Raw genomic sequence first — 21,684 nt, 5'->3', positions numbered from 1 at the left:
CCGTATCATTGCGCGCTTTACGCACCCTATGACAACTGAGAGAGCGGCACTATGACGCAAACATTTATCCCGGGCAAAGATGCCGCACTGGAAGACTCCATTGCGCGTTTCCAGAACAAGCTGCAGGATCTTGGCTTTAACATTGAAGAAGCATCCTGGCTGAATCCTGTCCCCCATGTCTGGTCAGTGCATATCCGCGACCGCGATTGCCCGCTCTGTTTTACCAACGGCAAGGGCGCCAGTAAAAAAGCGGCGCTGGCCTCCGCGCTGGGCGAGTATTTCGAGCGTCTCTCAACTAACTATTTTTTTGCTGACTTCTGGCTGGGAAAAAAGATCGCTAACGGCGATTTTGTTCACTATCCCAATGAAAAATGGTTTGCGTTACCTGATGATGAGTCCTTACCTGAAGGTATTCTGGATCCGCGCCTGCGCGCATTTTACGATCCCGACAATGCACTGACGGCTTCCGGCCTGATTGATCTGCAGTCCGGGAATACTGAACGTGGTATCTGCGCCCTGCCCTTTACCCGTCAGTCCGACCAGCAGACTGTCTATATCCCGATGAATATTATCGGCAACCTCTATGTCTCAAACGGCATGTCGGCAGGTAATACCGCGAATGAAGCGCGTGTTCAGGGGCTGTCTGAAGTGTTTGAGCGCTATATTAAAAACCGCATTATTGCTGAAGCGATCAGCCTGCCTGCGATTCCAGATGACGTGATGCAGCGTTATCCTGAGGTGATCGAAGCCATTGCACGTCTTGAAGCGGAAGGCTTCCCGATTTTCGCTTATGACGCCTCTCTCGGCGGTAAATATCCGGTTATCTGCGTGGTGCTGTTTAACCCAACCAACGGAACCTGTTTTGCCTCATTTGGTGCTCACCCTGATTTCGGTGTGGCGCTGGAGCGTACCGTTACCGAGTTGCTGCAGGGCCGAAGCCTCAAAGATCTGGATGTGTTTACCCCACCGACCTTTGATGACGAAGAAGTGGCTGAGCATGCCAACCTTGAAACACACTTCATCGATTCAAGCGGCCTGATCTCCTGGGATCTGTTTAAAGAAACTGCGGATTATCCTTTTGTCGACTGGTCATTCGCGGGCAGCACCGAACAGGAATTCGCCACGCTGATGGCAATCTTCGCCTCGGAAGATCAGGAAGTCTATATTGCAGACTACGAACATCTTGGTGTCTATGCCTGCCGCATCATCGTGCCAGGCATGTCTGATATCTACCCGGCAGAAGATCTGTTCCTGGCGAACAACAGCATGGGAGCGGGCATGCGTGAAACCCTGCTGGCCCTGCCTGACAGCAACTGGAATCCGGAAGAGTATCTGGATCTGATTGGACAGCTTGATGATGAAGGCTTTGATGACTTCACCCGCGTTCGTGAGCTGCTGGGTCTGGCGACCGGTAAAGACAATGGCTGGTACACGCTGCGTGTTGGCGAATTAAAAGCGATGCTGGCGCTGGCGGGCGGCGATCTGGATCAGGCATTGATCTGGACAGAATGGACGATGGAGTTTAACAGCTCAATCTTTACGCCAGAGCGCGCTAACTACTATCGTTGCCTGCAGACCCTGCTGTTACTGGCTATGGAAGATGAGCGTGATCCGTTGCAGTATCATCACGCTTTCCTGCGGATGTATGGTGAGAGCGCAATGGAAGCAGCTTCAGCCGCGATCAGTGGTGAGAATCCGTTTAATGGCCTTCAGGCTGTTGATGATGAACTGCAGGCCTTCCCGGCCCATCAGTCTCTGCTTGCCGCCTACGAAAAACTGCAAAACGCCAAACGTCACTACTGGAAAAACGCGTAAGCCATAACGCGTCAGACTGAAAGCAGACGACTAAACATGGCACTGGATTTATCTGGTGCCATCCTTCCCCACTTTCTCTATGAAACATTAGCTACTTTAAAATTCCTTCCCATTACATCACATCATTTTAATTAACATATAAGCCATTAATTAATAACACAGGCTGAACTAAAAAAGTGGCGCATCACTTTATATTAAAATATTTTTGTATTTTTAAAAAAAATTTATTTGTCTATATTCAGCTAGTTAACTCATTATTTTCTCATTAATTTGCGACCAGTGGGTTACCACCCTGGCAAACATGATCCATATCAATTACTGACCTATACTCCTTTGTTAGTATTTTTTCAGACAACTTCAGGAGTAAGTTAGTGTGAAAACTGACAACCCTTTTAATCTTTTATTACCCGCCGCGATGGCGAAAGTGGCCGAAGACGCGGGTATCTATAAAGCAACCAAACATCCTTTTACGACCTTCTTTCTGGCAATAAACGCCGGCGTATTTATCTCAATCGCATTCGTTTTTTATATTACAGCGACCACCGGTAGCGGCGCGATGCCATATGGCATAGCCAAACTGATTGGAGGTATCTGCTTTTCACTCGGCTTAATGCTGGTCGTGGTATGTGGTGCCGACCTTTTTACCTCTACTGTATTAATCGTTGTCGCCAAAGCCAGTGGCCGCATCAGCTGGGGACAGCTGGCCCGCAACTGGATTAACGTCTACGCCGGTAACCTTGCAGGTGCACTCTTCTTTGTCGCTCTGATGTGGTTTGCCGGACAGCACATGGTCGCGAATGGCGCCTGGGGATTGAATGTCCTGCAAACCGCCGATCACAAGATGCATCACACCTTCATAGAAGCGGTTTGTCTGGGTACATTGGCCAATCTGCTGGTCTGTCTCGCCGTCTGGATGAGTTACTCAGGCCGCACCCTGACCGATAAGCTGGTCGTGATGATTCTGCCTGTTGCGATGTTTGTCGCAAGCGGTTTCGAACACAGTATCGCCAACATGTTTCTTATACCCTATGCCATTGCTATTCGTGACTTCGCGACACCTGAATTCTGGCAGGCAGCTGGCACCACGGCGGCACAGTTTCACTCGCTGACCCTCAGTAACTTTATTATCGACAACCTGATTCCCGTGACCATCGGAAACATTATCGGCGGCGGCGTTCTGGTTGGGTTGACCTACTGGGTTATCTATCTCCGTAAAGGTGACCAGGTTCATTAAACGCATTTTTGACGGCACAGGAAGTTGGCTGTGCCCGACCGTAAAGTCTCCTCATATAAGGCAGGTATATTATGACCGAACTTAATGCAAAACTGGCTTCAGCATGGGAAGGATTTGCTGAAGGCGAATGGCAGAATAGCGTCAATGTGCGCGACTTCATTCAGAAAAACTACACCCCATATGAAGGTGACGAGTCATTCCTGGCGGGTGCCACCGAAGCGACCACCAAACTGTGGGAAAGCGTGCTGGAAGGCATCAAAATTGAGAACCGCACCCACGCGCCAGTCGACTTCGACACCGATCTCGCCTCAACCATTACCTCGCACGACGCGGGTTACATCATTAAGTCACTGGAAAAAATTGTCGGTCTGCAGACCGAAGCGCCATTAAAACGCGCCATCATTCCTTATGGCGGCATCAAAATGGTCGAAGGGTCATGCAAAGTGTATGGCCGTGAACTCGACCCTTCACTGAAAAAAATCTTCACCGAATACCGCAAAACGCACAACCAGGGCGTGTTCGATGTTTATACCCCGGACATTTTGCGCTGCCGTAAATCAGGTATCCTGACCGGCCTTCCTGATGCTTATGGCCGTGGCCGTATTATCGGTGACTATCGTCGTGTGGCGCTGTACGGCATCGATTTCCTGATGGCGGATAAATTCGCTCAGTTCGCCTCACTGCAGGAAGATTTAGAGAATGGCGTTAATCTGGAAGCGACCATTCGTCTGCGTGAAGAGATTTCTGACCAGCATCATGCGCTGGCCCAGATTAAAGAGATGGCAGCAAAATATGGCCATGACATCTCCGGTCCGGCTACCAATGCGGTTGAAGCAGTACAGTGGACTTACTATGGCTACCTGGCTGCAGTTAAATCACAAAACGGTGCTGCCATGTCATTTGGCCGCGTCTCAACCTTCCTTGATGTTTATATCGAACGTGACCTTAAAGCCGGTAAACTGACTGAAGAGCAGGCACAGGAACTGATTGACCATCTGGTGATGAAACTGCGTATGGTTCGCTTCCTGCGTACACCTGAATATGATGAGCTGTTCTCAGGTGACCCAATCTGGGCAACAGAATCCCTGGCAGGTATGGGCGTTGATGGCCGTACCCTGGTCTCAAAAAGTACGTTCCGCTTCCTGAATACCCTCTACACCATGGGTCCTTCACCTGAGCCGAACATGACCATCCTGTGGTCAGAAAAACTGCCGATTAATTTCAAAAAATATGCCGCTAAAGTCTCTATCGATACCTCATCTTTGCAGTATGAGAACGATGACCTGATGCGTGCTGATTTCGACAATGATGACTACGCAATCGCCTGCTGCGTGAGCCCGATGATTGTCGGCAAACAAATGCAGTTCTTTGGCGCACGTGCCAACCTGGCGAAAACGCTGCTCTACGCAATCAACGGCGGCGTGGATGAAAAGCTGAAAATGCAGGTTGGACCGAAAGGCGACAAAATCAGCGACGACGTACTGGATTTCGACACCGTCATGGAGCGTATGGATCACTTCATGGACTGGCTGGCAAAACAGTATGTGACTTCGCTGAACATCATTCACTACATGCATGATAAATACAGCTACGAAGCGGCGCTGATGGCCTTACATGATCGGGATGTCTACCGCACTATGGCCTGTGGTATCGCGGGTCTCTCCGTCGCTGCGGATTCACTTTCTGCCATTAAATATGCCAAAGTGAAACCAATTCGTGACGAAGATGGTCTGGCCATCGACTTCGATATTGAAGGCGAATATCCGCAGTTCGGTAACAACGACTCACGGGTAGATGACCTGGCCTGCGATCTGGTTGAACGCTTCATGAAGAAAATTCAGCAGCTGAACACCTATCGTAATGCCGTGCCGACGCAGTCTGTTCTGACCATTACTTCGAACGTGGTATATGGTAAGAAAACCGGTAACACACCAGATGGACGTCGTGCTGGCGCGCCGTTTGGACCAGGTGCTAACCCGATGCATGGTCGTGACCAGAAAGGTGCAGTTGCCTCGCTGACTTCCGTCGCGAAACTGCCGTTTGCCTACGCAAAAGATGGTATCTCCTATACCTTCTCAATCGTACCAAACGCGCTGGGTAAAGATGATAACGTGCGGAAAACCAACCTTGCCGGTCTGATGGATGGTTACTTCCATCACGAAGCCAGCATCGAAGGCGGTCAGCACCTCAACGTTAACGTTATGAACCGTGAAATGCTGCTGGATGCGATGGAACATCCAGAGAAATATCCGCAACTGACCATTCGCGTTTCCGGTTACGCTGTGCGCTTTAACTCACTGACTAAAGAGCAGCAGCAGGATGTGATTACCCGAACCTTCACTAAGTCACTGTAATTACTGCTCTACCTGATAAAAAAGGCTCCTCGCGGAGCCTTTTAATTAAAAGTCTGTTCTGGTGGTCATCTCCATCAAGGTTCCCACCAGAATCGATTTCCTGCCCTGAGCGCAACAGAGATTGCGCCGTCTGTCCCGGCAGACTTACTGGAGAAAACATCGCAATGTCAGTTAACGGTCGTATCCACTCATTTGAATCCTGCGGCACCGTCGATGGTCCCGGTATCCGTTTTATCACCTTCTTCCAGGGCTGCCTCATGCGCTGCCTCTACTGTCACAACCGCGACACCTGGGATACTCACGGTGGCAAAGAGATCAGCGTCGAAGCGCTGATGGCGGATGTACTCTCCTATCGCCATTTTATGAACGCCTCTGGTGGCGGCGTCACGGCCTCAGGCGGTGAAGCCATTCTCCAGGCTGAATTTGTGCGCGACTGGTTCCGTGCCTGCAAGGCCGAAGGTATTCATACCTGTCTCGACACCAACGGCTTCGTACGCCGCTATGATCCGGTGATCGATGAACTGCTCGACGTTACCGACTTAGTGATGCTCGACCTGAAACAGATGAATGACGACGTGCATCAGATTCTGGTGGGTGTCTCCAATCACCGTACGCTGGACTTTGCCCGTTACCTGCAGAAAAAAGGCAAACGGACATGGATCCGTTTTGTCGTGGTGCCCGGCTATTCCGACGATGATGACACCGCGCATCGCTTGGGTGAATTCACGCGTGACATGGAGAACGTTGAGAAGATTGAATTGCTGCCCTATCATGAGCTGGGTAAGCATAAATGGATTGCGATGGGTGAAGAGTACAAGCTGGACGGGGTGAAGCCACCGAGCAAAGAGACAATGGATCGCGTGAAAAACATTCTCGCCAGCTATGGCCACGAAGTGATGTACTGAAGAATCTGCCACAAAAAAAGGGAGCTTAACGCTCCCTTTTTGCTGTTCAGCGATCAGGCATGTGCCACTGGCGTAGCCTGATGATTCGCTTTGCGCAGCAGCATCACCAGATAAATCAGCGCCACAGCAGCGATCATCACGAACAGCAGCTGGTCAGAATAATTCTGCATCAGAACAGAGGTCATTGCCGGTCCAGCCAGACTGCCCACGGTATAACTCATCAGCAGTGCCTGATTCATCGCTACCAGTTCATGATGTGCGACCGTCTCGCAAGCCCAGGACATCGCCACCGGATAGAGTGTGAAGCCTGCCAGCCCCAGAACAAATAGCGCTGGTGCCATCGCGGCATTGGTTAACATGGCCATCGCACCCAGGATAACCACAAAGACCTGAACTCGCAGCACCAGCATGCGACCAAAACGATCGGCCAGACGGCCAATGGGCCACTGGCCCACAATGCCTGCGCTGACCAGCAACGCCATCCAGTAACCCACATTGGCATCACTCATTCCCTGATGTGACAGGTAAAGCGGCATCAGGCCATAAAGCGAGCCCAGAAGGATGCCAGAGATAATGCAGCCATTGATGCCCAGACGTGAGCTACGGCGACGCAGCATTGGCCAGATGCGGGCCGGAGCGGCTTCTGTCGCTTCACCGCTGGCGGAGACGCGAGTAAAGACCAGCGGCAGCACGGCGCAGAAGACCAGCGACGTCACCCACGGGATCACGCTGAGTAATTCCGTAGACAGTTTGCTGACCAGCAACTGGCCTGTCACGGTGCCGATGTAATAGACAACCATATAGGCCGCCAGCAGCTGTCCCCGATTACGTACCGTTCCGCTGCACAGAAGTGCGCTCTCGACCACCACCCACATCAGCGCACAGCCGACACCGGCGATGAAACGCATTGAACTCCATGCCCAGAAACCCGACATCATCACCAGGCACAGGGTCGCGACGGCAAACATCAAGGTAGCCAGGTAGTAGCTGCGGTTGAAGCCGTAATGCCTGATTAACCAGCCAGCCAGCAGAGTCCCTGCGAGGTTACCGGTGTAATAGGAGGAGCTTACGATGCCCACCTGCCAGGTTGTCAGTAAGTCATGCGTCAGCCACAGTGGAACGAGCGTATTCAGCACGGCAATTGCGACAGTCATTAACATCAGGCCGCAAAGCAGCAATATCACGGGGCGTGACCAGGTTGACATAGGGGATAGAAACCAGAGCAAATGAAGGAAATTGCGCGCAGTTTGCCACTGGCCTTTTTAAAGTCAATGGGCGAATTTTAACGGCAGCACATTTTGCTGTGCGACAATTTAATTTACTAATCTTCAGTGGGTTACAATCGTAAGAAGCGGCAGGTCGCTAAATGCTATCTCTATGAAAAATTAGGTTTTTAGCCATTCCGGCCTGGCTGGTATCGATAACGTTTATTTGTGATTAAAATGAGGCCTGACAGAACAGTTTTTCCGGAGCAATAACATAAAAAAACCCGGCCATGGCCGGGTTCAGAGAGTTACTGTTGCTTAGCCGATAATTTCGACGCCATTCATATAGGGGCGTAAAACCTCAGGCACAGTGATGCGGCCATCTTCCTGCTGATAATTTTCCAGCACCGCCACCAGGGTACGGCCTACGGCCAGCCCTGAGCCATTCAGGGTATGAACCAGACGCGGTTTCTTATCCTGTTTGTTGCGGCAACGCGCCTGCATACGACGCGCCTGGAAATCACCCATGTTGGAACAGGATGAAATTTCACGATAGGTATTCTGCGCCGGTAGCCAGACTTCCAGATCGTAAGTTTTAGTCGATCCAAAGCCCATATCGCCGGTGCAGAGTAAAACCTTACGATATGGCAGGTTCAGCAGCTGCAGCACTTTCTCAGCGTGACCGGTCAGCTCTTCCAGGGCATCCATTGACTGCTCCGGCGTGACGATCTGCACCATCTCAACTTTGTCGAACTGGTGCATACGGATCAGGCCACGCGTGTCACGACCGTAAGAACCCGCTTCAGAACGGAAGCACGGCGTGTGCGCAGTCAGTTTAACCGGCAGGCTATCCTCTTCGAGGATCTCATCACGCACCAGGTTAGTCAGCGGCACTTCCGCAGTAGGAATCAACGCATAGTTGCTGCTGTCTGACTCCTCTTCCAGCGGACGGGTGTGGAACAGGTCTTCGCCAAACTTAGGCAGCTGTCCGGTACCGTAAAGCGTTTCGTGGTTAACCAGATATGGCACGTAGGTTTCAAGGTAGCCATGCTGCTCGGTGTGCAGGTCAATCATAAACTGACTCAGTGCACGGTGCAGGCGGGCAATCTGCCCCTGCATGACCACAAAGCGTGAACCGGTCAGTTTCACGGCAGACGCAAAATCCAGGCCTTTAGCCGCTTCACCCAGCTCAACGTGATCTTTAACCGGGAAGCTGAACTCGCGCGGGGTACCCCAGCGGCTCACTTCCTGGTTTTCGCTGTCATCTTTGCCCAGCGGCACTTCATCGGCCGGAATGTTCGGCAGTGCCAGTGAGAAGTCACGGATTTGATTCTGCAGTTCATCCAGTTCTGCTTTTGCGGCATCCAGGCGTTCGCCCAGCGCGTTCACTTCCTGACGCAGCGGCTCGATGTCTTCCCCACGTGCTTTGGCCTGACCGATGGATTTGGATCGGGAGTTACGCTCTGCCTGCAGATTTTCTGTTTCCACCTGCAGCACTTTGCGACGCTCTTCAAGCGAACGCAGCGTTTCCACATCCAGTTTGTATCCCCGGCGTGCCAGTTTTTCTGCGACTGCGTCTGGCTCGTTACGCAGCAGATTGGGATCGAGCATGCTTATCCTGTGTATAAAAAGTTGGTTGAAAGAAGGGACGCATTCCAGCGGAATGCGTTGAAAACATTGCCCACATTACCGTAACGTCTGTTTCAGCGGTAGCGTTTTGTCGGGCTATTTTGATCCTGCTCAGCCAGCCAGCTTAGCTTTTCACCAATCTTGCCTTCAAGCCCGCGCTGGGTTGGGGTGTAATAGCGCGCGCTGGCCAGTTCCTGCGGAAAATAGACTTCACCCGCGGCATAGGCGTTGGTTTCATCATGGGCATAACGGTACTCTTTACCCAGGCCCATCTCTTTCATCAGCTTAGTCGGGGCATTGCGCAGATGTTCCGGCACATCGTAATCGGGATGGTCGCGTGCATCACGCATTGCGGCTTTAAACGCGTTGTAGACCGCATTACTTTTAGGCGCACAAGCCAGATAAACAATGGCCTGGGCAATCGCACGCTCCCCTTCTGCCGGACCGACGCGCGTGAAGCAATCCCAGGCCGCAATCGCCACCTGCATACCGCGCGGATCGGCGTTGCCGACATCTTCGGAGGCGATTGCCAGCAACCGACGAGCCACATAGAGCGGATCGCCGCCCGCAGTGATAATGCGCGCATACCAGTAGAGCGCCGCATCCGGTGCGGAGCCGCGTACCGATTTGTGCAGTGCAGAAATCAGATCGTAAAAACGATCGCCTTTATTATCAAACCGCGCGGATCGCTCACCAGAGACTTCGTTAAGCAGCTGCGGCGTCAGTTCTCGCTGACCTGATGCGGTGATTTCGGCCATATCAGCCATCATCTCCAGCGTGTTCAGCGCCCGACGTGCATCACCATTAACCAGTTCAGCGATCATCCTGCGTGTGTTGTCCGGCAGCACGATGTCACTGTCCCCATAACCTCGCGCTTTATCCTGCATCGCCTGATCCAGCACCTGCTCAATATCTTCCAGGGTTAGTGATTTCAGCAGGTAAACGCGGGCGCGTGACAACAACGCAGAGTTAAGTTCAAAAGAGGGGTTTTCGGTGGTCGCACCAATAAAGGTAATGGTGCCATCTTCGATATGGGGCAGAAAGGCATCCTGCTGGCTCTTGTTGAACCGATGGACCTCGTCCACAAACAGGATCGTGCGCCGCCCGGCATGTTTATTCTGACGGGCCCGCTCAATCGCCTCACGGATCTCTTTTACGCCGGAGGTGACGGCCGAAATACGCTCCACATCGGCGTTACCGTAATGGGCAATGATCTCAGCCAGCGTGGTCTTGCCGGTCCCGGGAGGTCCCCACAGGATCATTGAATGCAGGTGCCCTGCTTCAATCGCGCGCGGCAGAGGTTTGCCTGCGCCCAGCAGATGCTGCTGACCAATGTACTGTTTCAATGTTTCTGGCCGCATACGCGCGGCCAGAGGTTTGAAATTTTCGGTGGAAAAATCCAGGGACAGGTTACTCACCGTGACCTCACTGACGTTGGTCGTCCACCGTCACGCCTTTTGGCGGTGTGAACGTGAATTTATCCGGGCTGATAGCGCCATTCTGCTGGCTTTTCAGCTGGTAATCGCTGCGCTGGCCATCCTGCTCGATAGCACTGAAGCGGTTGATGGTCCCGCTGGACGTCACCTGGATGGTGAACTGTTTCAGGTTGCCGTCGCTGTTCTTAGGTGTCAGTTCAAAATTGTCACCCTGCTGTTTGATATTGTACTGCTTCCAGTCATTTGACTGGTTGCGGGCAATCAGCATAAAGGGCGTGTTGCTGGTCGCATTCTGCAACAGGCTGACTGTCGCCTGCTCAACAAACGGGTTGTAGAACCACAGCGATTTACCGTCGGAGATGATGATGCTTTCGTCCGGCGCGGTCATGTGCCAGTTAAACAGGCTGGGACGTTTTACCCACAATTCGCCTTCGCCGTCCTGCACATTCGCGCCGCTGCTGTCGGTCACTTTTTGGGTGAAGCTGGCGTGGAAGCTGCTGACCTTGTTCAGGCGCTGTTGCAGATCACTGGAAGCATCAGCCAGAACGCTGGCTGAAGAAAAGGTGGCCAACAGGCCCAGAGCGATTACGCGTAATTTCATCTGCTTCAATTCCTTATTTAAACGTTCCCATCGATAACTGCATTAAGCCTGGCCGCCGTTCCGCCATCAGAACAGAGGAAAAAACCGAAAGCTGATTCAGATATGGGGTTTAACCGCATAAAAACAATGAGCCAGTCGGAACTGGCTCATTGCGTTGTGTTTCAAAACATTTAGCCACTACATATCGTGTGGCGGTGGCGACAGCACTTCACGGTTACCATTGTGTCCTGGTGCAGAAACGATGCCCTGCGCTTCCATCTGTTCAATGATACGTGCCGCGCGGTTATAGCCGATGCGGAACTGACGCTGAACGCCTGAAATCGACGCACGGCGCTTATCGACCACAAAACCGACCGCCTGATCGAACAGCGGATCGAGCTCTTCATCACTGTCGATGCCACCGGCATTTTCGCTCTCTTCGCCCGCCGTAATGCTGTCGATATATTGCGGACGACCACGCGCTTTCCAGTCCTGAACCACTGCATGCACTTCCTGGTCACGAACAAACGCACCGTGAACACGAATCGGCAGCGAGGAGTTCGGCGGCATGTAGAGCATGTCACCCATACCCAGCAATGACTCCGCGCCGCCCTGATCGAGAATGGTACGTGAGTCAATTTTGCTGGAAACGGTAAAGGCGATACGCGTCGGAATGTTCGCTTTGATCAGACCGGTAATGACATCCACGGATGGACGCTGTGTCGCCAGTACCAGATGGATGCCGGCAGCACGGGCTTTCTGTGCCAGGCGGGCAATCAGCTCTTCCACCTTTTTACCGACTGCCATGATCAGGTCAGCAAACTCATCGACCATCACCACGATGTAAGGCAGTTTCTCCAGAACCGGCGGCGTCATATCCATGCTGTCGCCCGGCTTCCAGAACGGATCGGGAATCGGACGACCCATCGCTTCGGCCTGTTCCACTTTTTCGTTGTAGCCCGCCAGATTACGCACGCCCAGCGCCGACATCAGCTTATAGCGGCGCTCCATTTCACCGACGCTCCAGCGCAGCGCATTGGCAGCATCCTTCATGTCTGTGACCACTTCGGTCAGCAGATGCGGAATACCTTCATAGACCGACAGCTCAAGCATTTTCGGGTCGATCATGATGAAGCGAACTTCTTCCGGCGTCGCCTTATACAGCATGCTGATAATCATGGCGTTCACGCCCACAGACTTACCGGAACCGGTGGTACCGGCGACCAGTAAGTGTGGCATTTTCGCCAGATCGGCCACCACCGGCTGACCGGCAATGTCTTTACCCAGCACGACGGCCAGCGGTGAAGGGTTGTCGCGAAATTTAGGACAATCCAGCACTTCACGCAGATAGACGGTCTGACGATGCTTGTTTGGCAGTTCCAGACCTACGTAAGGTTTGCCTGGGATCACTTCCACCACACGAACCGCTACCGTCGACAGCGAACGCGCCAGATCGCGGGACAGATTGGAGATACGCGCCGCTTTAACGCCCGGTGCCAGGTCAAGTTCGAAACGGGTAATAACCGGGCCAGGCGAGATACCGACCACCTCCGCTTTGACGCGATAATCGCCTAAGCGCGACTCCACCAGACGGGCAGTCTGCTCCAGCGAGAACATATCAACCGGCTCTTCCTCTTCAGGCGGTGCGGTCAGCAGATCCAGCGAAGGCAGTGGCGTGGAGGGTTTCTCCAGCGGCTGCTCATGGCGCATCAGGAAAGGATGAATCAGGCTGTCATGCAGTGAAGGTTTCGCCTCTTCCACCGGCTGAACCGGCGCTGCCGCTGGCGTGCCATAGCCAGGCGCAGCGTAAGCCGGAGCCTGAGGAGTTGCAGGGGCACCATAAGCGGGCGCAGAGGTCGCCGCAGGCGCAGCATAGTCAGGTTCAGACGGTGCTGCCGGGGCGCTATAGGCAGGCTCTGCCGGGGCAAAGCTGGCTGGTGCAGGAACATGAGCCGGAGCCTGAGGTCTTGAAACCTCACTCACCTGCTGCCAGGGTTCGTGTGAAACCGCTGGGGCTTCAGGTTCTGGCGTCGCCGCAATGGTAAACAGCGGTTCAGAAGGACCGTCATCCACCAGATCTTTCATCGGTGAAAAATCAAACGCTGAGGCGGTATCAATATTTAATACCGGCTCTTTTTTCACTTCTGGCTCATAGCGCTGCTGTTGCTGCTCGGCGAACTGACGCGCCAGTGCATCCTGCTGCTGTGCATCCTGTTCATCTTCCTCGTCCTGCTGCCAGCTGGTGCCGTAACGCTGCTGCTGTTCAGACTGGAAGGCCTGTCGCAGTTCAGCCTGCTGCAGCGCCTCTTCAGCATCCGGAGCAGAGGAAACGGAGCCAGCACTAACCGGTTCGGTCTCTTCAGTTTTCGCTTTCTCTTCTGCCATGCGCTGAGAAGGCAGCTTAATGCCATAAGAGGCCAGCTCACGACGGGTTGGCAGTTTTACCGGGTTAGGACGCGGCAGTGCCGGGCCGATACCTTGTTTAACCTGCGGATTGAGATTGGTTTCAGGGGCTAAATCAAAAACAGGCGCAGTACGCGTTGTTGCCTGGGCTGCCGTTGCAGCGGCTGCCGCTGCCGCCGATGCCGCAGGGATGGCTGACGTATCCCGCCAGTTACCCATTTTAGGTTCATCATCGTCGTAAGCACTGAACGACGGCGTAGCCGGAGCGTCGTCTGGCATTTCAAAGTGATAAAGCGGTGGTGAGTCTGCGGGTGCAGAAGCACTCTGCGGCGGCGTCGGGGAGTTCGCCACACTCTGCGGAGCTGGCGCGCTCTGTGCGTACGCAGGCGCAGGTTGTGCAGACGGTGATGCAGGGATGGATGTCGCTGACGCGGCAGGCGCCGAAGCGGTAACCGCAGCAGCAGGTGCAGCGACAGATGCTGGCGTCACCGTGGCTGCAGGGGCGAGGGTCACCTCGGCGGCTTCAGCGGTGGTCGCGACTGCCGCACTGGTGGCTGCTGCAGCTTTAGCCAGCAGCGGATCCTGTTGTGACGCCGCAGGCTCAGCAGCTGCACGTGGGGCAGAAAGCAGCACATCATCATCCTGATCGGCGGCATGAAGCTCAGGCACATCCGCGTATTCACGCGCGTCCCGCTCGTCATCCTCTTCCTGCCAGGGTTCATCGTGACGAGAGCGGTTGCTGGCAAACGTCAGTACGCCCATGACTACGCCACCAATTCTTTCTGCAATGGTGAGCCATGACCAGCCGGTGTAAAGGGTAATGCCCGCCGCCCAGACGCAGAGCAGCATCAGCGTGCCGCCAGCCGGACTGAACCAGGGTGCAATAGCATTACTGACCAGGCTGCCGATCACGCCGCCCGAGGCAAAGTACCAGATATCATCGGCATTCAGCGCCGCCATACCACAGGTTGTCACCACCAGCGCGAGGACGCCAATTAAGCGCAGCCCGACGGCAAAGTAGTCAAAGTAGTCCTGGCTGTCGCGCTGACGGAAAGCAATCCAGCACAGTCCCAGGATGACGGGCGGAATGGCATACGCCATCACACCAAAGATGAAAAGTAAGGTGTCAGCCAGCCAGGCACCGACGCTGCCGCCGATATTATGGATAGGTTCATGCCAGGCCGTTTGCGACCAGCTCGGGTCGGAAGGGTTAAAACTGACCAGAGAAACCATCAGGTAGATGGCAAACAGCGCCACCAGAATGAGCATTGCTTCCAGCAGACGACGTCCACTGCTCATCGATTGTAACGAAACGTCTTTATCTTCTGTATATTCCTGGCTCAAGAGGACTCTCCAGGTGCCTGTAAAGTAAGAAGCAACAGCGCCGGGCGAGCCCGACGCTGATCCTGTATGAATGCACAGGAGTGTACCGAAATCTCACAGGTTTTGCACCTGCCCCGCATCAGCGAGTTTTGATCACCAGTCGATTGCTCTGTTTAACCTCTTCCATCACCACATACGTACGCGTGTCGTTTACGCCCGGCAGGCGCAACAGGGTTTCACCCAGCAGCTTACGGTAGGCTGACATATCAGGTACGCGCGTTTTCAGCAGGTAGTCGAAATCGCCGGAAACGAGGTGACACTCTTGAGTTTCCTCAAGTTTTTGCACAGCGGCGTTAAATTGCTCAAACACATCCGGTGCACCACGATTCAGAGTAATCTCAACGAACACCAGCAGCGACGCATCCAGATAGTGCGGGTTCAACTGCGCGGTGTAGCCAAGAATAAATCCCTGACGTTCGAGACGACGCACGCGTTCAAGACATGGCGTAGGCGATAAGCCTACGCGTTTGGAAAGCTCTACGTTTGAAATGCGACCATCTTTCTGAAGTTCATTCAGAATGTTCCTGTCAATTCTGTCGAGGTCTTTCCCGGGGCGTTTCTTATTGTCTACCATTATTATTGTCTCTCTTAATTCCTTCCCTTTACCTGCCACGCCCTGAAAACGCTCATTGTTCGGGGCATTTCTGAAGTGAGCTAACAGAGCCTGTGTTCTGACACCTATCGATATGACGCATGTTGTCTGTCCACATCATGCGTCATTATCCATATCAGGCTGCTTTTATTCGGCGTTACGTGCAAAACGGGCGATGAAAACCTGTTTTGTTCCGATAAATGTTATTCGCTTCTGATAATGTTTTCGCAAAAGCGCAGGCGATTGTCAAAGTAAAATCACCAAATTCAGGACAAGATGCCAGACAGTTCGCTGGGTATCTGTTTTTAAATGACTATTTTTCCACTATTGCACCCCTCTGACCCGAGTTTTGCCCCCTTTTGGCGCATTGGCCAGGCAAAACCGTCGCTCATCGTCTACGCCGTTTGCAGCTATCGTTAACAAAATTGCCGAAGCCTTGTCATTGTCGCCGGATATTCCCTACAATCGCAGGCTATGTCAGCCGAATGAAACTGAGGAACGCATGAGTACGGCCAAACACAGTAAGTTACTCATTCTGGGCTCCGGCCCAGCGGGTTATACCGCAGCCGTTTATGCTGCACGCGCCAACCTGAACCCGGTACTGATCACGGGTCTGGAAAAAGGCGGACAGCTGACCACCACCACCGAAGTGGAGAACTGGCCGGGCGACCCGCACGATCTGACAGGTCCATCGCTGATGGAGCGGATGCATGAGCATGCCGAAAAATTTAATACTGAAATCATTTTCGATCACATTCACACCGTCGATTTGCAGAACCGTCCGTTCCGCCTCACGGGTGACAGTGGCGAATACACGGCAGATGCCCTGATCATCGCCACCGGTGCGTCAGCGCGCTACCTCGGTCTGCCTTCCGAAGAGGCCTTCAAAGGCAAAGGCGTATCTGCCTGTGCAACCTGTGACGGCTTCTTCTATCGCAACCAGAAAGTCGCGGTGATTGGCGGTGGCAACACGGCTGTGGAAGAGGCGCTCTACCTGGCAAATATTGCGGCTGAAGTGCACCTTATTCACCGTCGTGACAGCTTCCGCGCAGAGAAGATCCTGATCGACCGCCTGATGGAAAAAGTGCGCAATGGCAATATCGTGCTGCACACCCATCGCACGCTGGAAGAAGTGGTGGGCGATCAGATGGGTGTCACCGGTCTGACGCTGCGTTCTACCCAGAACAGTGATGAGACAGAAGCGCTGGAGGTGGCGGGTCTTTTTGTTGCTATCGGACACAGCCCGAATACGGCCATTTTTGAGGGTCAGCTGGCGCTGGAGAACGGTTACATCAAAGTTCAGTCAGGTCTGCACGGCAACGCCACTCAGACCAGCATCCCTGGCGTCTTTGCGGCAGGCGATGTGATGGACCATATCTATCGTCAGGCGATCACCTCTGCGGGCACCGGCTGTATGGCCGCGTTAGACGCTGAGCGCTTTCTTGACGGACTGGTTAAAAACGATCAGTAAGTTGTTAACCCTCTGATCTCAAATGTTCCAGGCGACGGTTTTTCCGTCGCCTTTTTTATTGCTCTCATGCTAGATTCTTGCGCCTGAAGAGATGGAAATGTCTTTCCATTTTCACCCGTCATCGACATTCATCATGGTCTCGCATGGACAAATCGCGGCAGCAGCATCTTACCCGCTGGCTTCGTCAGCAACGTCATTTCGCCGGTCGCTGGTTGCGACTCAACACCCTGCTGGGCATGGCAAGTGCACTTCTGATCATTGCTCAGGCGGGTTTACTGGCCTCGCTGCTGCAGGCTCTGATTGTTGACCAGCAGCCGCGTGAATCCCTGACTGTCAGCATCCTGCTGTTACTGCTCTGCTTTGTGCTCCGCGCCCTGATTAACTATGCCCGTGAACTGACCGGTTATCGTGCCGGACAGGTTATCCGTCAGGCTTTACGTCAGCAGGTATTAGACCGATTGTCTGATCTGGGGCCGGCGTGGATTCAGGGAAAGCCAGCCGGCAGTTGGGCGACGCTGCTACTGGAGCAGATCGAAGAGATGCAGGAGTATTACGCGCGCTATCTGCCGCAGATGACTCTGGCGGTGCTGATCCCCTGCTGCATTCTGCTGACTATTTTTCCGCTCAACTGGACGGCGGGTCTGATCCTGTTTGCCACCGCGCCACTGATTCCGCTGTTTATGGCGCTGGTCGGGATGGGTGCGGCCGAGGCCAACCGCCGGAACTTCCTGGTGCTGGCCCGCCTGAGCGGTAACTTTCTCGACCGCCTGCGCGGCAGAGAGACGCTGCGGCTGTTTCATCGTGGCGCAGCGGAGCAGCAGGCGGTTGCGGCCGCCACCACCGATTTTCGCCAGCGCACCATGGAAGTGCTGCGCTTAGCCTTTCTCTCCTCTGCCGTGCTGGAGTTTTTTGCCTCGCTGGCGATTGCCGTGGTGGCCGTCTACTTTGGTTTCTCCTATCTGGGCGAATTGCATTTCGGTGATTACGGCCAGGGCGTGACGCTGTTTGCCGGCTTTCTGGTGCTGATCCTCGCCCCGGAGTTTTTCCAGCCACTGCGCGATCTCGGCGCTTTCTATCACGCCAAAGCCCAGGCTGTAGGCGGTGCCGATGCCCTTGAAGCCTTTATGCAGGCGACGCCTGCCACCGCGCCGCAGGAAGGCCAGTTGCCCTTCACTGCCGATCGCTCAATCGCACTTACCGCCGAAGATCTGCGTGTCTGTGCGCCTGATGGTCAGGTGTTGTGCGGCCCGCTCTCTTTTACTGTCGCCCCTGGCGAACAGATTGCGCTGGTCGGTCAAAGCGGGGCCGGTAAAACGGCCCTGATGAACGCCCTGCTCGGTTTTCTGCCTTATCAGGGTTCGCTGAAAGCGAATGGCGTTGAACTTCGCGATATACGACGGAGTGACTGGCATCAGCAGCTCAGTTGGGTAGGACAGAATCCTCAGTTACCGGCCGCCACCTTGCGCGACAATATCGTGATGAATGCGGCCTGGGATGACGAGCGTTTTGCGGCGCTGCTGGAGTCGTGCGGCATTAATGAGTTCCTGCCTCGGCTGCCCCAGGGCATTGACACCCAGCCCGGCGATGGCGGTAATCAGCTGTCGGTGGGTCAGGCGCAGCGGGTCGCGGTCGCGCGCGCACTCTATAAATCCTCGCATTTTTTGCTGCTCGATGAACCCGCAGCCAGCCTGGATGCGCTCAGTGAACGTCATGTGATGCTGGCACTTAACCAGGCGGCAGCCCGCCAGACCACGCTGATGATAACTCATCAGATTGATACGCTAAGTCACTGGCAGACCCTCTGGGTAATGGAAGCCGGTAAGCTGGTGCAACAGGGTAACTGGCAGCAGCTGTCGCAACAGCCGGGTGCGTTCAGTGAGATGCTGAAGCATCGTCAACAGGAGATTCGCTGATGTCCGCCTTGCGTCCTTTTCTTCGTCTCTGGCTGCGCCACCCTTATCGCCTGGTGCTGGGCATCGTGCTGGCGATTGTTACCCTGCTGGCCAGCATCGGCCTGCTGACGCTTTCAGGCTGGTTTCTGGCCGCCTCGTCAGTGGCAGGCGTAGCCGGGCTCTATACCTTCAACTATATGCTGCCTGCGGCAGGCGTACGTGGCGCCGCCATCATTCGCACTGCCGCACGCTATGCTGAACGGCTGGTCAGCCACGATGCAACATTCAGGGTTCTTCAGCATCTGCGTGTCCACACCTTCAGCCGCCTGATGGCCCTTTCGCCAGGCCAGCTTTCGCGGTTCCGGCAGGCGGATCTGCTCAACCGCTTCGTGGCCGATGTCGATACGCTGGATCATCTCTATCTGCGCGTCATCTCGCCGCTGATCGGCGCACTGGTGGTGATTGTCGTGGTTACCCTCGGAATGAGCTTCATCGATCTTCAGCTGGCACTGACGCTGGGCGGCATCATGCTGAGTACGCTGGTGGTGATGCCAGCGCTGTTTTACCGTCTGGGATCGCCCGCAGGCGGCGCGATTGCCCGTGGGCGCGCCCGCTGGCGCTTACAGCTGATGCAGTGGCTGGCGGCTCAGGCTGAACTCACCCTGTACGGTGCCTCGCGGGACTGGCGTCAGCAACTTGATGAAGATGAACAGCGCTGGCAGCAGGCTCAGAGCCAGCAACAGCGCTTGCAGGCTGCGGCACAGAGCCTGCTGCTGCTGATCAGCGGCGTAACCGTCACACTGTTGCTCTGGCTCAGTGCGGCGACAATCAGCCAGCAGCAGTTGCCCGGCTCGCTGATTGCCCTGGTGGTGTTTTGCGCGCTGGCTGCTTTCGAGGCGCTGGCACCGGTTGCAGGGGCCTTTCTGCCCATGTCGCAGGTGATAAATGCCGCTCAGCGAGTCAATGACATTATCGATCAGTCACCCGCTATCACCTTTCCGGCAGATTCAGACGCCCGGCCAGGACGACTCGCGGTTGCTATCGATCAGCTCGACTTCAGCTATCCCGACCGCCCGGATAAGGTGCTGAACCGCTTTACCCTTAAGGTGGCAGCCGGTGAACACATTGCACTGCTGGGGCCGACCGGCTGCGGCAAATCCACTCTGCTGGCGCTGTTAACCCGTGGCTGGGATAGCCAGCACGGTGTTATCAGCCTGAATGACCTGCCGATCACCGCATGGTCAGAGCCAGCGCTGCGTCAGCGCATCAGCGTGGTGACTCAGCGGGTTCATCTCTTCAGTCAGAGCCTGCGTGATAACCTACTGCTGGCCTGTCCCGATGCTACTGATGAGCAGTTACGCCGCGTGCTGAATGACGTCGGCCTGCAGCGCCTGCTTGAGAGCCCGGAAGGATTAAACGCCTGGATGGGAGAAGGCGGTCGCCCGCTGTCAGGCGGCGAACTGCGTCGGCTGGCGCTGGCGCGTGCGTTACTGCATAACGGCGATCTCTGGCTGCTGGATGAACCCACCGAAGGACTGGATGCCACAACCGAGCAGCATATCCTCACCCTGCTGCAGCGGCTGACCGCTGGCAAGACCGTAATAATGGTCACCCACCGGCTCAGCGGCCTGGAGCAGATGGATCGCATCTGCGTGATGGATAATGGCGTGATTGTGGAACAGGGAAGTCATGCCGAATTAATCTCAAAAGCGGGCCGGTACTGGCGTTTCCGACAGCGGATTGCGCTATAGTCTTAGCGAAATGCTGATAGGTAACAAAACGCGATGAGACTGGTACAACTGTCACGGGAATCTTTGCAATTTCCTCCACCGGAGATGGCGCTGCGTGAGCCAAACGGCCTGCTGGCCATGGGGGGTGATCTCTCCCCTGCCCGGTTACTTAACGCTTATCAGCGCGGCATCTTTCCGTGGTTTTCTTCCGGCGACCCGATTCTGTGGTGGTCGCCCGATCCCCGTGCAGTGCTATTGCCTGAGCAGTTTCATCTCAGCCGGAGCATGAAGCGTTTCCACAGCCGTTCGCCCTATCGGGTGACGATGAATGAGTCATTTGCCGAGGTGATCGAGGGCTGTGCCACCGGTCGTGAGGAAGGCACCTGGATCACCTTTGAAATGAAGCGCGCCTGGTTGCGATTGTATGAACTGGGCCACGCCCACTCCATTGAAGTATGGGACGAACATCAGCTGGCAGGTGGCATGTATGGGCTGGCGATGGGGCAAATCTTCTGCGGCGAATCAATGTTCAGCCGTCAGCAGAATGCGTCCAAAACCGCACTTTGGGTATTTTGTCAGCATTTCCTCAGACATCAGGGCCGTCTGGTGGATTGTCAGGTACTTAACCCTCATACGGCCTCTTTGGGCGCGCAGGAGATCCCGCGCGCAGACTATCTGCAATATGTACAAAGCCTTGCGTGCCAGCCTGTCAGCGATGGCTGCTGGCAGACACAAACCCTTTTTTAGTCGCACAGAGATGTTTTGCACACATAAAGGCGTATTAAGTGGTATAATGGTCGAGTTTGGTATGTCGTCCGCGCTTCGCAATAACGAGCCGGAATTGCCAGGCTGGGAATCTCAACGCACTCTCGGAACTGTTTTCAATCGTGCGCGTGTAACCGGTTGATACAGATTCTTAGCCCGCTAATCCCCCGCAGACGTCACATAAACACCCTAATTTTACCGGATGCGCGCGACTGACGTGCACCCCGGCAAAGCGTTGGCAAAATCGCCGACGGTTCTTTACATAAATCGTTGAATTGGGCATTATCTTG

The 21,684-nt window shown here is 54.5% G+C and carries 14 protein-coding genes; 8 read left to right on the top strand and 6 right to left on the bottom strand.

Annotated elements, in window-relative coordinates:
- Positions 1-51 precede the first annotated feature (51 nt).
- The 4 genes from ycaO to pflA all read left to right on the top strand — a co-directional run bounded on the left by ycaO (position 52) and on the right by pflA (position 6,308).
- Positions 52-1,815 carry a 30S ribosomal protein S12 methylthiotransferase accessory factor YcaO gene (gene ycaO, locus ACK13D_RS10020; protein WP_010254940.1) on the top strand — a complete coding sequence of 588 codons (1,764 nt, stop codon included), beginning with the start codon at positions 52-54 and terminating at the stop codon, positions 1,813-1,815.
- Positions 1,816-2,188: 373 nt separating this feature from the next.
- Positions 2,189-3,049 carry a formate transporter FocA gene (focA, locus tag ACK13D_RS10015; RefSeq protein WP_010254939.1) on the top strand — a complete coding sequence of 287 codons (861 nt, stop codon included), beginning with the start codon at positions 2,189-2,191 and terminating at the stop codon, positions 3,047-3,049.
- Between the two features lie 71 nt (positions 3,050-3,120).
- Entirely contained in the window at positions 3,121-5,403 is a 2,283-nt protein-coding gene (gene pflB / locus ACK13D_RS10010) for a formate C-acetyltransferase (RefSeq protein WP_167422846.1), read from the top strand.
- Between the two features lie 164 nt (positions 5,404-5,567).
- The gene (gene pflA / locus ACK13D_RS10005) at positions 5,568-6,308 is read left to right on the top strand and encodes a pyruvate formate lyase 1-activating protein (RefSeq protein ID WP_010669755.1); all 741 of its coding nucleotides are present in this window, start codon (positions 5,568-5,570) and stop codon (positions 6,306-6,308) included.
- A 53-nt stretch (positions 6,309-6,361) separates the two neighbouring features.
- Here pflA and ACK13D_RS10000 read toward each other — a convergent pair whose 3' ends face one another.
- The 6 genes from ACK13D_RS10000 to lrp all read right to left on the bottom strand — a co-directional run bounded on the left by ACK13D_RS10000 (position 6,362) and on the right by lrp (position 15,518).
- A complete protein-coding gene (locus tag ACK13D_RS10000) occupies positions 6,362-7,513 on the bottom strand; it encodes an MFS transporter (RefSeq protein WP_163851169.1) in 1,152 nt (383 codons plus the stop codon).
- A 318-nt stretch (positions 7,514-7,831) separates the two neighbouring features.
- Positions 7,832-9,124: a serine--tRNA ligase gene (serS, locus tag ACK13D_RS09995; RefSeq protein ID WP_010254930.1), complete on the bottom strand. Its 1,293-nt coding sequence runs from the start codon at positions 9,122-9,124 to the stop codon at positions 7,832-7,834.
- 92 nt (positions 9,125-9,216) lie between these two features.
- Positions 9,217-10,560, bottom strand: a complete 1,344-nt coding sequence (locus ACK13D_RS09990; protein ID WP_033757131.1) for a replication-associated recombination protein A — start codon at positions 10,558-10,560, stop codon at positions 9,217-9,219.
- Positions 10,561-10,567: 7 nt separating this feature from the next.
- Positions 10,568-11,179 carry an outer membrane lipoprotein chaperone LolA gene (lolA, locus tag ACK13D_RS09985; RefSeq protein WP_003849334.1) on the bottom strand — a complete coding sequence of 204 codons (612 nt, stop codon included), beginning with the start codon at positions 11,177-11,179 and terminating at the stop codon, positions 10,568-10,570.
- 177 nt (positions 11,180-11,356) lie between these two features.
- The gene (locus ACK13D_RS09980) at positions 11,357-14,905 is read right to left on the bottom strand and encodes a DNA translocase FtsK 4TM domain-containing protein (protein ID WP_418796270.1); all 3,549 of its coding nucleotides are present in this window, start codon (positions 14,903-14,905) and stop codon (positions 11,357-11,359) included.
- A 118-nt stretch (positions 14,906-15,023) separates the two neighbouring features.
- The gene (gene lrp, locus ACK13D_RS09975; protein ID WP_006118610.1) at positions 15,024-15,518 is read right to left on the bottom strand and encodes a leucine-responsive transcriptional regulator Lrp; all 495 of its coding nucleotides are present in this window, start codon (positions 15,516-15,518) and stop codon (positions 15,024-15,026) included.
- Positions 15,519-16,038: 520 nt separating this feature from the next.
- On the opposite strand from lrp, the gene trxB reads away from it, so the two are divergent.
- The 4 genes from trxB to aat all read left to right on the top strand — a co-directional run bounded on the left by trxB (position 16,039) and on the right by aat (position 21,376).
- Positions 16,039-17,007 carry a thioredoxin-disulfide reductase gene (trxB, locus tag ACK13D_RS09970; RefSeq protein ID WP_003849329.1) on the top strand — a complete coding sequence of 323 codons (969 nt, stop codon included), beginning with the start codon at positions 16,039-16,041 and terminating at the stop codon, positions 17,005-17,007.
- 143 nt (positions 17,008-17,150) lie between these two features.
- Positions 17,151-18,920, top strand: coding sequence for a heme ABC transporter permease/ATP-binding protein CydD (gene cydD, locus ACK13D_RS09965; protein WP_418796267.1), 1,770 nt, complete (start codon positions 17,151-17,153; stop codon positions 18,918-18,920).
- The gene (cydC, locus tag ACK13D_RS09960; protein WP_111533574.1) at positions 18,920-20,650 is read left to right on the top strand and encodes a heme ABC transporter ATP-binding protein/permease CydC; all 1,731 of its coding nucleotides are present in this window, start codon (positions 18,920-18,922) and stop codon (positions 20,648-20,650) included. The genes cydD and cydC overlap by 1 nt, the downstream gene beginning before the upstream one ends.
- 33 nt (positions 20,651-20,683) lie before the next feature.
- Positions 20,684-21,376, top strand: coding sequence for a leucyl/phenylalanyl-tRNA--protein transferase (aat, locus tag ACK13D_RS09955; RefSeq protein WP_010254921.1), 693 nt, complete (start codon positions 20,684-20,686; stop codon positions 21,374-21,376).
- Positions 21,377-21,684: the final 308 nt, after the last annotated feature.

Origin of the sequence: Pantoea sp. K16, assembly GCF_048452805.1 — a bacterium.
GTDB lineage: Bacteria > Pseudomonadota > Gammaproteobacteria > Enterobacterales > Enterobacteriaceae > Pantoea > Pantoea agglomerans.
The sequence above is the reverse complement of the archived record's forward strand: the minus strand, read 5'-3'. Positions and strand labels throughout refer to the sequence as shown.

What these genes read in the sequence shown, in the direction of transcription:
- lolA (WP_003849334.1), bottom strand. Translation starts at nt 11,179, where the DNA reads ATGAAATTACGCGTAATCGCTCTGGGCCTGTTGGCCACCTTTTCTTCA.
- trxB (WP_003849329.1), top strand. Translation starts at nt 16,039, where the DNA reads ATGAGTACGGCCAAACACAGTAAGTTACTCATTCTGGGCTCCGGCCCA.
- cydD (WP_418796267.1), top strand. Translation starts at nt 17,151, where the DNA reads ATGGACAAATCGCGGCAGCAGCATCTTACCCGCTGGCTTCGTCAGCAA.
- ycaO (WP_010254940.1), top strand. Translation starts at nt 52, where the DNA reads ATGACGCAAACATTTATCCCGGGCAAAGATGCCGCACTGGAAGACTCC.
- pflA (WP_010669755.1), top strand. Translation starts at nt 5,568, where the DNA reads ATGTCAGTTAACGGTCGTATCCACTCATTTGAATCCTGCGGCACCGTC.
- pflB (WP_167422846.1), top strand. Translation starts at nt 3,121, where the DNA reads ATGACCGAACTTAATGCAAAACTGGCTTCAGCATGGGAAGGATTTGCT.
- cydC (WP_111533574.1), top strand. Translation starts at nt 18,920, where the DNA reads ATGTCCGCCTTGCGTCCTTTTCTTCGTCTCTGGCTGCGCCACCCTTAT.
- lrp (WP_006118610.1), bottom strand. Translation starts at nt 15,518, where the DNA reads ATGGTAGACAATAAGAAACGCCCCGGGAAAGACCTCGACAGAATTGAC.
- ACK13D_RS10000 (WP_163851169.1), bottom strand. Translation starts at nt 7,513, where the DNA reads ATGTCAACCTGGTCACGCCCCGTGATATTGCTGCTTTGCGGCCTGATG.
- serS (WP_010254930.1), bottom strand. Translation starts at nt 9,124, where the DNA reads ATGCTCGATCCCAATCTGCTGCGTAACGAGCCAGACGCAGTCGCAGAA.
- aat (WP_010254921.1), top strand. Translation starts at nt 20,684, where the DNA reads ATGAGACTGGTACAACTGTCACGGGAATCTTTGCAATTTCCTCCACCG.